Origin of the sequence: Paenibacillus sp. FSL H7-689, from assembly GCF_000517905.1 — a bacterium.
Classification (GTDB): Bacteria; Bacillota; Bacilli; order Paenibacillales; family Paenibacillaceae; genus Paenibacillus; species Paenibacillus amylolyticus.
Genome location: NZ_ASPU01000066.1, coordinates 208,627 through 223,759 on the forward strand (window position 1 = coordinate 208,627; position 15,133 = coordinate 223,759).

At 39.8% G+C, this 15,133-nt stretch carries 12 protein-coding genes and 1 pseudogene; 10 read left to right on the forward strand and 3 right to left on the reverse strand.

Annotated elements, in window-relative coordinates; all coding sequences use genetic code 11:
- The first annotated feature begins 12 nt into the window (after window positions 1–12).
- Window positions 13–1,470, forward strand: a pseudogene (locus C170_RS29145) (glycoside hydrolase family 1 protein).
- Between the two features lie 225 nt (window positions 1,471–1,695).
- Here C170_RS29145 and C170_RS29150 read toward each other — a convergent pair.
- Together C170_RS29150 and C170_RS29155 are read right to left on the reverse strand one after the other, a co-directional pair.
- Entirely contained in the window at window positions 1,696–3,018 is a 1,323-nt protein-coding gene (locus C170_RS29150; RefSeq protein WP_036617223.1) for an amidohydrolase family protein, read from the reverse strand.
- Between the two features lie 199 nt (window positions 3,019–3,217).
- Window positions 3,218–3,829: a TetR/AcrR family transcriptional regulator gene (locus C170_RS29155; RefSeq protein WP_036617225.1), complete on the reverse strand. Its 612-nt coding sequence runs from the start codon at window positions 3,827–3,829 to the stop codon at window positions 3,218–3,220.
- A 458-nt stretch (window positions 3,830–4,287) separates the two neighbouring features.
- On the opposite strand from C170_RS29155, the gene C170_RS30300 reads away from it, so the two are divergent.
- The 5 genes from C170_RS30300 to C170_RS29180 all read left to right on the forward strand — a co-directional run bounded on the left by C170_RS30300 (window position 4,288) and on the right by C170_RS29180 (window position 11,080).
- A complete protein-coding gene (locus tag C170_RS30300; protein ID WP_051447464.1) occupies window positions 4,288–5,232 on the forward strand; it encodes a hypothetical protein in 945 nt (314 codons plus the stop codon).
- Window position 5,233: 1 nt separating this feature from the next.
- A complete protein-coding gene (locus tag C170_RS29165; protein ID WP_036617226.1) occupies window positions 5,234–5,707 on the forward strand; it encodes a hypothetical protein in 474 nt (157 codons plus the stop codon).
- A 1-nt stretch (window position 5,708) separates the two neighbouring features.
- A complete protein-coding gene (locus C170_RS29170) occupies window positions 5,709–7,721 on the forward strand; it encodes a hypothetical protein (protein ID WP_036617229.1) in 2,013 nt (670 codons plus the stop codon).
- A 137-nt stretch (window positions 7,722–7,858) separates the two neighbouring features.
- On the forward strand, window positions 7,859–9,907 hold the full coding sequence (locus tag C170_RS29175; protein ID WP_036617231.1) for a RecQ family ATP-dependent DNA helicase: 2,049 nt from the start codon (window positions 7,859–7,861) through the stop codon (window positions 9,905–9,907).
- Between the two features lie 6 nt (window positions 9,908–9,913).
- On the forward strand, window positions 9,914–11,080 hold the full coding sequence (locus C170_RS29180) for a DNA-processing protein DprA (RefSeq protein WP_051447465.1): 1,167 nt from the start codon (window positions 9,914–9,916) through the stop codon (window positions 11,078–11,080).
- 175 nt (window positions 11,081–11,255) lie between these two features.
- On the opposite strand, the gene C170_RS29185 is transcribed toward C170_RS29180, so the two are convergent.
- Window positions 11,256–11,474 carry a helix-turn-helix domain-containing protein gene (locus tag C170_RS29185; protein ID WP_036617234.1) on the reverse strand — a complete coding sequence of 73 codons (219 nt, stop codon included), beginning with the start codon at window positions 11,472–11,474 and terminating at the stop codon, window positions 11,256–11,258.
- A gap of 108 nt (window positions 11,475–11,582) precedes the next feature.
- On the opposite strand from C170_RS29185, the gene C170_RS29190 reads away from it, so the two are divergent.
- The 4 genes from C170_RS29190 (at window position 11,583) to C170_RS29205 (ending at window position 15,042) form a co-directional block, all read left to right on the forward strand.
- A complete protein-coding gene (locus tag C170_RS29190; protein ID WP_036617237.1) occupies window positions 11,583–11,852 on the forward strand; it encodes a hypothetical protein in 270 nt (89 codons plus the stop codon).
- Window positions 11,853–12,051: 199 nt separating this feature from the next.
- Window positions 12,052–13,089: an ROK family protein gene (locus C170_RS29195; RefSeq protein ID WP_036617238.1), complete on the forward strand. Its 1,038-nt coding sequence runs from the start codon at window positions 12,052–12,054 to the stop codon at window positions 13,087–13,089.
- 266 nt (window positions 13,090–13,355) lie between these two features.
- On the forward strand, window positions 13,356–14,555 hold the full coding sequence (locus C170_RS29200) for an MFS transporter (RefSeq protein WP_155985162.1): 1,200 nt from the start codon (window positions 13,356–13,358) through the stop codon (window positions 14,553–14,555).
- Between the two features lie 103 nt (window positions 14,556–14,658).
- The gene (locus C170_RS29205; RefSeq protein ID WP_036617243.1) at window positions 14,659–15,042 is read left to right on the forward strand and encodes a hypothetical protein; all 384 of its coding nucleotides are present in this window, start codon (window positions 14,659–14,661) and stop codon (window positions 15,040–15,042) included.
- Window positions 15,043–15,133: the final 91 nt, after the last annotated feature.

Genomic DNA, 15,133 nt, shown 5'->3' on the forward strand with positions numbered 1-15,133 from the left:
GAGGACTTGTTTATGTCTAACAAAAATGGTTTCCCTGAATCTTTCATGTGGGGCGGTGCAACAGCGGCGAATCAATACGAAGGTGCCTGGAACCTTGATGGTAAAAAAGCGAGTACAGCCGATATGATGACGGGCGGAACCCATACGGTTCCCCGTCGGATAACGATAACGACTGAAGAGGGGGTTCATTACCCTTCTCATGAAGCAGTAGATTTTTATCGTCATTACAAGGAAGACATTCGTTTGTTTGCAGAGATGGGTTTCCGTTGTTACAGAATGTCCATTGCATGGTCCAGAATTTTCCCTAACGGAGACGATGCAGCGCCGAATGAAGCAGGACTTCAATTTTACGACAATGTGTTCAATGAATTGAAAAAGTATAATATCGAACCCATCGTTACAATTTCCCATTATGAAGCACCGTTTGCTTTAACTAAGAAATTCAATGCTTGGGCTTCCAGAGAAATGATCGATTGTTATGTGAAATATTGCGACACAATCTTTAATCGTTACAAAGACGTGGTGAAGTACTGGATCACCTTTAACGAGATTAATAGCCTGATTGTTCCGGCAGGTGCTTACCTGGCAGGAGGACTTCTGGTTGATAAAAAAGGCGGCGTATTTAACAATACAGCAGTGGATAGCACGCAGATGAGATTTCAAGCGTTGCACCATCAATTCGTCGCGAGTGCCAAAGCTGTCAAGCTTGCACATGAGATTAATCCAGACTTCAAACTTGGTTGTATGATTAATTATAGTCATGGTTATGGAAGCACATGTAAACCGGAAGATATGTTAAAGGCTCTGAGAATGGATCAGATCAACAATATGATGAGCAGTGACGTACAAGTTAGAGGGGAATACCCTGACTTTGCGAAGAGATATTTTGAAGAGAACAATATTCAGATTGAGATGGCAGCAGAAGACGAAGCGGTGTTAAAACAAGGCTGTGTTGATTTCTATAGCTTTAGCTACTATAAATCTCACGTGGTGGGTACCCGTCCAGAGGGTGATGAGACCCAAGGTAACGTCTTTGGTGGATACAAAAATCCATATCTGAAAGCTACGGACTGGGGATGGCAGATTGATCCGGTTGGACTTCGATACGTGCTGAACCACGTCTATGATCGATATCGCATCCCGATGATGATTGTAGAGAATGGTCTGGGTGCAGTGGATGTCGTTGAAGAGGACGGCACCATTAACGATACGTAGCGAATTGAGTTTTTGCGCGCTCACATTGAACAAATGAGAGAGGCTGTCCGTGATGGCGTTAATCTTATCGGCTACACAGCTTGGGGGTGCATCGACATCGTTAGTGCATCCACTGGTGAGATGGGAAAACGCTACGGATTCATCTATGTAGATAAGGATAACGAGGGCAAAGGCACCCTGAAAAGAAGCAAAAAGAACAGTTTCCACTGGTATAAAAAGGTGATCGCATCCAACGGGGCAAGCTTGGAGTTGTAAGTTAAGAAAAAGTAGAACATATCAGAAGCTTACCATTGAATCGATAAGCTAACGGTAAAGATTACAAGATAAAAAGATAATTTCATAAACTTAGGAGGCAGTCGAAGTGTCATCGACTGCCTTTATTTATTGGATAGGGCGAAGTAGTTCAAAGTAGTTCAACCAACAAGGTTGAGTATTATGCCTAGCATGAATTCACAACTAATTTGGATCTCGATCTCGGACTCACCAAACTGAGTTTAGAACATCGTCGACTTCTTTGATTCTTGTGACAGATGGTGTTTGAATTAGATTTCCTTTGACCATGACCATAGAGATGTCTGACAAGGCCTCGATATGTTCCAGCGGATTTTGCTCCATCATAATCAGATCAGCATGTTTCCCAATCTCCACCGTCCCTGTGACATCATCAACACCTAGAATCTTCGCATTAGTTCGAGTCACCATGTCGATGACCTGTTTGTTATTCAGGTTGGCCTGTCTCATGTAGTGATCCATTTCTCTCCACATATCATAGTGAGTCACGTAAGGCATGGCGGCATCGGTACCGATCCCGATGGTGATGTCGTTTTCGATCGCTTGTTTCACACCTTTGAGCATGGAATCGTAGACGAGTCTTGAATTCTCTTTTACCGTTGCACTGACCTTCGTTACGCTGGTATCTAGTGAAGCGGATGGATAGGCGGCTTGCAAGGTGGGGATGAGTGCGGTGTAGCCATTCAGGGCATTGGGATTATTTTTGTACAAACGAATGATTTCGTCGTCCATCTCCGAACCGTGCTCGATGGTATCGACGCCCCCCTGTAACGCAATGCGTACACCTTCCGTGCTTTCCACATGCGCTGCCACCCGCAGGCCAATCTTATGCGCTTCATCACAGATCGCCGCAACTTCGTCCACCGTCATCTGTAAACGACCAGCTTCGCCCACCATTTTCGCATCCGTCACGCCACCCGTCACACAGATTTTGATCAGATCCACACCGTGTTTCACATTGATGCGCACATTTTTTCTGGCTTCCCATGGGGAGTCACCAACCAGAGCCAGAAATGGAGCGCCATGTCCGCCCGTGACACTTAGGAAAAACCCGGAGACAAGCAGATTAGGACCGACAAAGTCACCATGATTAATCTCATCCCGCAACTGTACGTCCGTGTAAAAGAATTCCCCCACACTGCGCATCGTGGTTACACCCGCATGGAGTGCGGTCAGCGCGTTGCGTTTCATTCGTTTTTTCAAAACGCTTCTGCCGAATTTCGTGTTCAATATCCGATCATATGCGAACTGCAACAATTCTTCACTGACCGAGAGACTGAACGGTTTACCATCTGCAAAGAGGTGTACGTGGGCATTAATTAATCCAGGCATCACGTATTTCCCTGAGAGGTCGATCGTTGTGTAGTGACCTGGGATAAGTAGTTCGTTATCTTGACCGATATCCGTAATAAGTCCTTGCTCATTGACGAGAATGGTCATGTTATTTTGCAGATTGCGGCTTGAGTCGCCGTGGATCAGATTGACGTTTTTTAATGCGTGAGCGGTTTTCATGTTGTGTTCCTCCTTAGAATGTGGGTGAAGTGAGTGGTTAGAGGGTAACGATGATGCCTTTTTCAATAATGAATAATTAATTCATTTTTAGGTCAAAAAAATAGGCTGATCTATGATGAGTTTTTTGTGCGTGCAAACCATGTGAAGTTGATCTGATTTGCACGCTTTGTCTATCCGGCATAAATGATGAGATGGAGCGTTATTCGTTGAGACTCTTCATACCGTATAGTCTGTATACATACAACGCTTCGAATATTTGTTTCCGACTGTCCTCACTCATATCCCGCTTCAATAGATCCAGGTTCATGTCGATCACATTGTGTGCGAGGATGTTCAGTAAGATCAAATTCTCTTCGGTTCCAATCTCATACCGTTTATATTGATTTTTGAGATAGGCCTTCTTGGTTTCGATCATCAGCTCAACAAGCTCATTTTTGGCGTTGGTGTAGATGGTTCCTTTATTCTTTTCGAAGATGATGACAATCTGATTCCGGTATTTCCGTAATACGTCCACCTGTTCCTGCAACAGCGCCGACTTTCGTTCGCTATCCGTTTCCTCGAACAAGGTCTGGTTATCGAAGTGAATCGTCTCCACCAGTACATTTTTCAGATAATCCACCAAATCCGGCGGCACGACGGCGTAAAAAAGTTCTTTCTTGTTCTTAAAATAAGTATAGATATTGCCCACGGAAATATTGATCTCATCCGCGATATCGCTCATCTTGGCATCCATATAACCCTTTTCAAAAAAGACCTTGAGCGCCGCATATTCAATCTCTTTCCTGACTTCGTCTTTCTTGGCTTGCACCATCGGGAACGACTCCTTAATAGTGAATGAATGATTCGTTATTAGGGTAGATCTTTTTGAGGGGGTTGTCAAATAGGGGGTTATAGTTGCTTTTAACAACATGAAATCAATCTTTTTCATCACTTTCACATTAGTAGTAGGCTTGGCTGAGCTTAACAAAACTCCATGCTGAATTTAATAGTTTTATTTGCAATGACAATTTCTTTAAAGAACAAATCTATATACACTGACATAATAAATGATTTGTTAAACAAGTTGAGCCTGGATGATAATTTTTTGAACAGATGATAGGTTAAAAGCTTCAATAAGTAATCCATTAATCGAACTTGATAAGGAAACGTATGTTTGGAAGGTACTAGGTACATTGGAGTAGAATAATAATTATGTAGGAATTTAGTAGTGAATTAGTCTGTATTGGAAGGGAATATAGAGAATATTGTCGTTTTAGCAGGAGGTTTGACATGATAAAGACTCGTTTTGGTCAATATAATGGAGATAGTTGGGAAGAAGCATGTCAGCTTTTTCTAAAGAAAAAGTATGAGTCTGAAGGCTATCAAGAGATGATTGCTCATACTCAAGGAGATTTGGGAATTGAAGGATTTACAAGAACGGGGGTTGTATTTCAATGCTATTGTCCAGACGAAGAGTACGAAAGCAAAAAATTATACGAGGCACAGCGAAATAAAGTAACAGCTGATTTAGGGAAATTAATCAAAAATAAAAAAGAATTAATCAAATATATGGGGAGAGTAAAAATCAAAAAATGGATTTTCTTGACTCCTATTATTAGAAATAAGGAGCTAATATCTCACTGTCAAGAAAAGGCATCTGAGTACAAGGGTAAAGCTGATTTAAAAGAGCTCCTAGATGATGAATTTGATGTCTTAGTTCAAGATGAAGGTTTTTTTGTCGAAGAGATGTTGTATGTCAAAGCTGTTTTGAACGAGAAAATAGATGTGAATGTATCGGTTCCTAGTGCAGAAGAGATAATCAACTGGAAGCAATGTGAAGCTGAATCTGTACAAGTCTTATTTACAAAGATATCCAAACTTTTTAAGGGCAGTAACAATGCAGAAGTTAATACTAATAAATACGTTGATATCATTATCAGAAACTTGATAAAGGGTCAGAATGTTATGGATGAGTTAAGAGATAGTCATCCAATCTTATTAGAAAAACTGGTTCGTATAAAGAATGGAATTGAAACACACATAGAGCAGGAATTACTTTTAAGTGATCTTCAACCTAAAGAATTTAATAGAGTGATTCAAACTAAGTACAAATCCGCTTTAGAAAGCGAAGCTTTTGGCAACATGATTTCATTTGTTCTACAAGAAGATGTTATCAGAGAAGCTGAAGCAGACTGGTTAGTACGTTGCCCACTTGACTTTGAGGAGGGGGGCTAATATGGACTTACCATATGAACACGCTAAAAGGATTACATTTACCCGCAGAAAGGTACCTGTCTCTCCGGAATATAGGCCATTAACAAAAATTGCGCAAATTGTTTTGGTGCTATCGATGGCTTCTAGGGGAAACAGTGCTAATCTGTTGAAATTTCAACTGTTAAACTGGGCATTTAAATCAAAAGAAAGAGATACAGTCTTGTTAATGCTTATTCAAGATCCATTAGTAACTCCTCCGCTAATTAATATGGACCCCAGCGTTAACAGAGCTTTACAATTTGCCGTTGCAGATAAACTAATCTCATTTAGTGAATCTACAGGAAAGTTCACTCTGTCTACTAAGGGGACAGAGTTTGCAAAAGCTATAATTAAAGAATCCAGTATACTTATTTCAGAGAAAGCACTTCTATCGAAGATTGGATTGAAAGTAACAGATAAGGTTATTTCTACTCTATTTAAAGAGAGGCTAGTTTAAAATGGTAAAACTTAAAATAGAAGCATTGAAATTAAATGTTGTCACTGATCATGGGCAATTTGAAACGTTCACTGCATTTTCCGATGGCCTAAATATAGTGAGGGCAAAAAACTCTACGGGTAAAAGTTCATACGTTAACTCTATTCTATATGCTTTGGGTGTTGAAGAATTATTAGGTGGCACAAACGGGAAAACAATGAAACCAGTATTACGAGAAGAGTTGACATATCAAGGGAATATCTGCAAAGTACTAGAATCAAATGTTGAATTGCAGATATCAAACATGCACAAAAAAAGGATTACAATTCGGAGATGGATCACAAGTACATCAAGAGACGAAAGATTAGTAGAAGTAGAATTCGGCCCTTTTTTAACAGAGATAAAAAAGTTTGAAAAACAAGATTTTTATGTTCATCTTCCAGGCTCAGCACAAAACGATGCCGGTTTTCATTCATTTTTAGCAGACTTTGTAGGGTGGGAGCTGCCGCTAGTGCCTTCATTCGAGGGCAAAGAGAGATTGCTATATATTCAAACCTTATTTCCTTTATTCTTTATTGAACAGATCAAAGGATGGAGCTCGTTTTATGCTCAACCAACAACCAATTACGGAATCAGAGAGCTATCAATTAGAGCCATTGAATTCATTCTTGGACTTGATGTTTTAAACAATAGTAAGCAGAAAGAAGAACTACGTATAGAAAGAGCGTTAATTTCACAAGAGTGGATTAATCTTGTAAATACTATTAGAGACAAAGCCTATACGATTGGAGCAACCGTTGAAGGATTGTCTGAAAAGCCAGAGCTGTTATCCAATTTTGAAATTTTTGTATATGATGACACTCAAAAACTAGTCCGTCTAACAGAAAGTATCTCTGAAAAGATTTATGAATTAAATGAGAAATCTACATTAGTAAGAAGTATCAAGGATGTCGAGAAAGAACACGAAGCAAGAATTAATAATACTGAGGATAGGGTTTTAGCTTTTCAAAATGAAGCAAATTCAGTCCGGCAAGATATTAACTCCGATGTTATTACTCGAAAAACATTGGAAGAAAACCTCACTCAGTTACAACAAGATTTAAAAAGTAATCAAGATGCAAAGAGGTTACTTGACCTTGGTTCAAACAAAGATTTATATGTTGCTCAAGGTATTTGTCCTACTTGCAATCAAAAAATACATGAAACCTTACTTCCTCAAGATATAGAATTTCAACCCATGACTCTTGATGAAAACATAAAATATATAAAAGATCAGCTTGCTACTTTGAAATTCGCTTTAAATCAGTCAGACAATTTTGTGAACGACAAGAACAAAAGATTAAAGGCAATTACTGAAGCATTAGAAGAGGAGAGAAGAAGACTTAGAAGTCTGAAATTAGAACTGAGAGAAGATCCTAGAATGTTATCAAATTTAGACATTGAAGAGACACTCAATCTAAAATGGAAGATAAAAGAACTTCAAGAAGCTGATAGTAGCTTCGAAAAGTACGAGCTTTTGCTAAACTCTCTAAAAAAACAGTGGGAGGAATATTTAAAGAAAGTCAAGAAAATACCAGAGGAATTTTTCTCGAAGCTAGATAAAAAAAAGCTCGAGTCGTTTGAGAAAAAATTCCGACAGTATTTGGATCAATTTGGTTATAGTAGTACTCCGCTAAATGAAATATCAATCTCGCTTGATAAATACACTCCTATGGTACGTGGATTTGATATCAAATTTGATTCTTCTGCTAGTGATTTCATAAGGTTACGTTGGGCTTTCACTCTAGCTTTGAATTATGTTTCAAACCATCATGGTGGGAATCATCCATACATAATAATTATGGATGAACCAGGGCAACAACAAATGAATATAAATAGTACTGGAAAATTATTTAATTCACTATCTGAATTAAGCACTCAGAGTATTATTGCTTCTTCTTTGACTTTGGCAGAAATCAATAGTATTACACAGGAAATGAAGGTCAACATTGTTGATTTAGGTGACGAATATATTATTAAGCCACAGTCAATTTAGCTTAGGATGCCCGAAGTTTTTTATAAATTCCTTGTAGTAATTTATGCTTACTGTCACACCTAGTTAGTTTTTTGTAGCAATAAGAAAAGCAGGAACTTAATTTAATCATGACGTTATAATAGAGAGGTTGAGAGAAAATGACATTAAAATCTACTGCGGATAAATATCTGGAGAAAATGTTCAATAAAGGTGCTTCTTTTAAAGTGGGGCAATGGGAAGCGATCAATTCAGTATTACAAGGAGGACGAACTTTAGTTGTACAAAAAACAGGTTGGGGCAAAAGTTTAGTATATTTTTTGTCTACAAGGATGATGCGGGATGCTGGAGCAGGACCAACAATTGTGATCAGTCCACTTTTATCTCTAATGCGTAATCAAATGCAGTCAGCTGCAAGGTTGGGATTACGTGCAGCTACGATTAGTTCGCTTAATAGACAGGATTTAACAGGAATAGAAAAAGACCTGTCTCAAAATAATATTGATATTTTATTTGTTTCACCTGAACGTCTAGCAAATGAACACTTTATGGAAAGAACAATACCCTTGATTCGTGGGGGCATTGGTATGTTGGTTATTGACGAAGCCCATTGCGTATCCGATTGGGGACATGATTTTCGTCCAGATTATCGACGTATTTCTAGGATTGTCCGCGCTTTGCCTTCTAAAGTGCCGGTTTTAGCAACTACAGCAACAGCTAATAATCGAGTTATTGAAGATATTCAGGAACAGTTAGGCTCAATGGAAGTTATTCGTGGACCGTTAGCTAGAGAATCACTTCATATTCAGACAATAGTAATGCCCAAAAAAGCAAATAGGCTAGCATGGTTAGCAAGTAATATTAACAACTTGCCAGGTAGTGGAATAGTTTATTGTGCTACAATCGGCGATTGTGAACTTGTAGCTCGCTGGTTGAGAAGTCGAGGAATATCATCAGAGCACTACACAGGGCGATTGTCGAAAGAAGAAAGAATCAGTCGTGAAGAGAGTCTACTTCAAAATGAAGTAAAAGTTCTTGTGGCAAATATAGCCTTAGGTATGGGGTTCGATAAAGAGGATGTTGGTTTTGTTATTCACTTCCAAATACCTAATTCCCTTTTAACGTATTATCAGCAAATTGGTCGTGCAGGACGCAACTTGGATGATGCTTACATAGTTTTATTGCATGGAGAGGAAGATGAGTCTATTCAACAATACTTCATTCGTCATGCCTTCCCTGCATCAGAAGATATATTAGAGATTGTAGGCTTGTTAGAATCGGAAGATAGCCTTACTGTTAATGAAATATGCTCTAGGTTAAATCTTGCTGAGACAACAATAAAAGATTGTTTAAAGTTATTAGAAATTGATAATTTGGTACTAAAAAGTGGAAGTGAATATTCAAGAACAATTAATACTTTTCAGTTAGAGCATGCACGTATCTCTAATGTGATAGCTAATAAAGAGCGTGAACTTGAGCGTATGAAGGATTTTGTATACACTAAAGATTGTTTGATGAAATTTGTTATACATGAGTTAGATGATCCAGATACTAATAACTGTGGGACATGTTCAAACTGTAATGGTGAATTTATAAGTGCAGACAGCGAAGAAGATGTAGTGGTAGATGCTGAGATTTTTCTCCAGCGCAACTTTTTTAATATTGAACCACGTAAGCGATGGGCTGTTAAAACGAAAATTCCAGAAAATCGCCAGTGTGATCCTGGATTTGCTTTAAGCCGTTATAGTGATAGTGGCTGGGGACGCTTAGTACGCAGAGGAAAATATAAAGATAATTACTTTGATGAACAATTGGCAATTGCTGCAGCAGATGCTCTAAGAAATTGGATAACTGATAATTATGAAGAAGAGTTTATTGTTACTTCAATTCCATCGTTAAGACGGCCGAATTTAGTAAGCGAGTTTGCGAATAGAGTTGCAAGTCATTTGAAATTACCCTATGTTGATTTATTAACTAAAACATCAACATGTCCAGAGCAGAAACTAATGAATAATAGTCAAATGCAAGAACAAAACGTACGAGACTCTATTGAAGTGAATAAAAGCAATTATGTTGGATATAGTGTAATATTAATAGATGATATGGTTGATTCAAGATGGACTTTTACCGTAGCAGGCTATTTACTTCGAGAATCAGGTTATAGAAATATTTTACCTTTTGCATTGACCTCAACGTCAGAAAGCGGGTGACTTTAATTGGAGAGGATTTCGGATGAGAGTTTAGCTATTCTATTGTTGACCTCTGATCTATTGTATAGAAAAACCAAAGATAAAGACCAAAAGCCGTTCACACATGGCGAATGGAATAAGTTTGCGACATTACTCAGAAAATCTGAGTACTCCACACCAGCAGCATTGTATGATAAAAATGAAAATCATCTGATGCAAGATTTATTGCTTTCAAGAACGATGGCAAACAAGGTTTGCAACCTGATGAAATATGCTGGTAGCATGGCTATTGAAATAGAAAAATTAGCAGGAATGGGAATATGGATTGCAACTCGTGGTGATAAAAATTTCCCTCAAAGAGTGAAGAAGTTATTAAAAGAACAATCGCCGCCCTTTTTTTATGGAACAGGAAATGGAGGTTTGTTGCATTCAAGTGCCATAGGGTTTGTTGGTTCTAGGGATGCTGATGAAAGTAGTGTGGAGTTTACAAAACGAATTGTTCGTAGAGTTGTAGAAGATAGAGCTTTAATAGTATCTGGTGGTGCCAAAGGAATTGATCTTACTTCACAGAATGAGGCTTTAGAGTATGGAGGTCAAGTAGTATCGTTTGTCCATTCAGAGCTAGGAATGTTACTTAGGAAAAGAGATTTCCGAAATGCAATTTCAGACGGTAATCTAGTCGTTTTATCTGCTGTACATCCTTCTGCTCGATTTACTGGATTTAATGCTATGGGACGTAATAAATATATTTACACCCAATCTAAAGGCACTGTTGTAGTTTCCTCAAATACTAAAGGTGGAACTTGGGAGGGAGCTAATGAGAATTTAAAAAATTCTTGGGTGCCCCTCATAGTAAGGGCTAGTCAAGATGCACCTGAAGGAAACATAAAATTGCTTCAAATGAGAGAGAAGAATTCAATGATTATTCAATATACAAATGATAGCACTCAATCAATTGTTGAACTTCTAAAAAATATCAAAAGTGACAGTAAGGTGAAGAAAAATAATACAGATTTATTTTATTTAGTATGGCCTGTAATCAAAGATTATATAAAGCAAGATTATAAATTTTCGGAGATGTGTGAAATCCTAAATATACTTCCGGAGCAGTTAGATAACTGGATTAAGAGAGGTACAGAAATAGAATCAAACACTATTAGAAATTCTTTTGTAGAACAAACTACCTTATTTTAGTTGGTACAATAATAAAACTTGATCTGGCCGGTTTTATGAAAAATTTGTGAGCGGGCTCCTCAAGTGCAACTGAAAAAGTCAAATAGAGGAGGAGTTAATCTAATTGGATATTGTTGAATTATCAATCTTATTTCAAAGTTTCGATAGAATCTTGTAATAGTTCTTTGAAATTATTCTAGAAGTTATCTCGGATCTCAATAATTTCTCTTATATCATCAATATCTAAAGCTTCTGCAATCCGCTCAATATGAGCAAAATTGATATTCTCTCGCTTCCCAGACTGCAACTCACTTAACGCAGCGTGACGGATATCAGATAATCGTGCTAGTTCGCGCAGCGAGATATTATGTTTTTCCGTGAGTTTATGAATATTGACGACGACTTTCTTAGCCATGAGTATCACTCCTAAATTTTCCATATGGTCTTGACGTTACGCATGAGCGTACCATATACTTTTTGTATATCTGGTACTCTTATGCGTACCAATTTTAGGAGTGGTGACATGACAAGTACCAACAGCGAAGACCTGTCTTCGAAGTACGCACAACTCATCCAACAAGAAGACGATTACGTCGATCAACTGGTCACATGCAACAAACTCATATTGGACGCCATGGACATCATCGCGAAGCGGGCAGGGGCGCTACACATGGACACGGTGAAACAGGCTGCGTATCACCTACATGCCATGGAACAGGATCTAAACCGAAAATTATTTGAAGTGCGACTGGAGAAGAGCATCTTGGCAAATCAAATGAGTCAGTCTACATAAAACTACCTTAACTAAAGGACAGTGCAGGATCATGAAAGATGATCTTGAACTGTCTTTTTGCCTTCCCGTCCAAACGTTTTTCGCTTCCAATTAAGCATTGACTTTCCTGCCAAATCCACCTAAACTTCAATTATTAAAACACTTTTAAAAACATTCATTGAATGGTTCGAAATGAACGAAAGGAGGCATATAACTAACCATGTTACCTACATCACACAACACCCAACAGGTGAAGCGGATTAACGTTGAACTGGTGAAGAACACGCTCAGATCCATGGGCATAGGCACGAAGGCTTCCATTGCAAACCTGACGAAACTCAGCGTAGCGACATGCGGCACGATTCTGAACGAGTTGCTTCAGACTGGTGAGATTATCGATCTGGGTCCAGACGAATCAAGCGGGGGGAGACCGGCGAGTCGGTATCAATTTAATGCAGACTACGCGAGTGTACTGTGTCTGATTATTCGAACAGAGGGCGGCATTCACTCGATCACACATACATACGCCAATCTGAACGGAGAGATGGCGGACGAACTGACACTCTTTTTGGATGAGATCAATGTAACGGTGGTAGAGGGGCTGATTGCAAATCTGATCGAAAAACACCACAATGTTCAGGCGATTGGGATCGGCATACCTGGGGTGGCGCACAACGGCGTTATTGGGATTTGCGACGTACCGAAGCTGATGTATCAGCCACTCGGGCCAAGGCTTAAGGAGCAGTATGAAGACGTGGAAGTGGTCATTGGCAACGACATGAACCTGACGGTCTATGGACTGTATAACCAGCAGCAATTTGAGGAAGAGAAGAACTTTGCGGTGGTGACTTTCCCAGAGAACCATTTTCCGGGTGCAGGCTTTATCATTGATGGTCGTCCGCTGACCGGGAATACGCAATTTGGGGGCGAGGTGTCCTTCTTACCTTTTGGCGTGTCACGAGAAGAGCAGTTGCGAATGTTGAAAACGGTGGAAGGGTTGCAGGAACTGGTCGTACAGACGCTGGTATCCATCATCGCGATCATTAACCCGGCTACGATTGTGGTTACAGGGGATACGATGGACCCGGCTATGAGGGATGGACTGACGAACGGTTGTCTGGATCGAATGATTCCATTGGAGCATATGCCGGAGTTGATCATCCAAAGAGACACGCGCCGCGAATATGTCACGGGGCTGGTCGCGGTGACTCTGGAGAGCCTGACCTACCGCATTCAGGTGGTTGAGAAGCAGTGGTAAAGCTTAGCCATGTTTCCTATTTCAAATGTACAAATCATTGACACGATAACGTAGAGGGCAGAACCAATCTGAAGAACGCCTTTATCACTGTATTTTCACCTTTAGGAACAAATCAAAAAAATACAGGGATAACAGCGGTCGGAAGATGGTACTGCAATCGTAGTTATAGAGTGTAACAATCCTTTCTGAACACAATGGAGGAACTTATTTTGAATCAGCAAGCAGGTACGCAAGGGAACAAACGAAAGTTCAACAAGCTGTACGCCATGCAACTGGCAACGATCTTTCTAGGATTTATCGTATTTGGTATATCGGAAAATATTAAGGGGCCGGCCATTCCGCGCATTCAATTCGACTTCAATCTGGATGAGAAACAGCTCGGGACGTTATTGTCCCTAAATGCACTGGGTTACCTAATCGCGTGCTCCTTCACGGCTATTCTGGTTCGCAAATGGGGCATCAAGGCGGTTAGCATCATATCGTTTGCATCAATGATCCTCTCGGGTGTGTTCATTTATGTGTCTCATACCTATCCACTCTTTGCTTCATCGTACTTCTTCATGTACATCGGTAACGGCATGCTGGAGATTGCCTTGGCGATTCTGGGTGCGCGGATTTTTGTGAAAAACACAGGTACGATGATGAACCTGTCCCATTTCTTCTATGGGCTGAGTTCAACGGTAGCACCTTTGCTGGCGACTGGGGTGATGTCGTTGAGTGTGTTCGGACACGTACTGGACTGGCGCGGCATGTATCTCGTGATGTTGTCACTCTGTCTGCTGCCGATCATTGCGGCGCTGCGCAGCAAATTCCCGGGGGACGATCTTCCCCATGAAGATCGGACTTCACTGAAGACGTTAACACGTGATCCTGCCCTTTGGCTGATGGTGCTCATTCTTTCTTTTGGCGTGGTATCGGAGCTGGCGGTTGGGGGTTGGCTGGTTAATTTCCTGGAAAAAGCCTACACGTGGGACACGGTCAAAGCCTCCGGGTTATTATCTGCGTTCTTCCTCACGTTCTCGCTGGGACGACTGCTGCTTGGACCATTGACGGACCGGATCGGATTTGTATTGTCACTTATTCTGTTCTCGGCTTTCTCGGGAGTATGTACGTTCGTGGCACTTGCAGGGGGAGAGCGTCTTGCAATTTTCTTTGCGATATCTGGCGCAGGAATAGCGATGATCTATCCAACAGTAATGGCGTTTATTGCACGCAGATATCCGAATGGCAGTGACACCGCGATTACATTCACGGTTACCTTGATGGGGGTTGGTAGTGTCATCGGTAACTATGTGATTGGCTGGGTGATTGAGGGCGTGAAGAATTTGTACGGTTCAACGACTCAGTTGGGACTGCTACGCGGACTTCAGGCGGGATATGGATTCATTGGTTTATGTGCTGTGATCTGTGCGGCATCTGGCGTAGTGTTGTATGTGTATTTGAAAAGAAGGCAGGAACTGATTTAAATACTTATAAACCAAAGCAATAAATAATTTTTAATGGCTCTTTTCTCACTTAAACATTAGAGTGGGAAAAGAGTTTTTTTATGAACAAGGAAGGAAATGCAAAATGAAAAGGATAGTATTATTGTTTTTAATTTGTTTATGTCTCCTTATCATTGTAGCTTGTAATCAAAAAAACAATGACGATGTTGTGGCAGAGATAGAATATCATAAGGAAGGAAATGTAATCAAAATCACTCAAAGAGACACTGTTAATCAAATTCTAAATATTTTAGAATCTGCTCAAAAGAACAAGAAGGTTATTGATGTAGGGAAAACAGACGAAAAAATAGTTGTTAATCACAGTAGCAATGATATCAAAATTTTTGATCTGTACATCAATTTTGATAAGAGTGTCGGTATGGTCGTAATGGAATCTGACAGTAATTATGCTTATGAGCTATCTAGTCAGTCTATAAAAGACTTAAAAACAATTCTAAAAGGGACTTAAAATAGAAATAATTAATTTTTCTATCAGTATTTTATTAGTTAGATACTCATTAAACCGATAAGACCCCACTGATCCTTAGGATCGAGTGGGG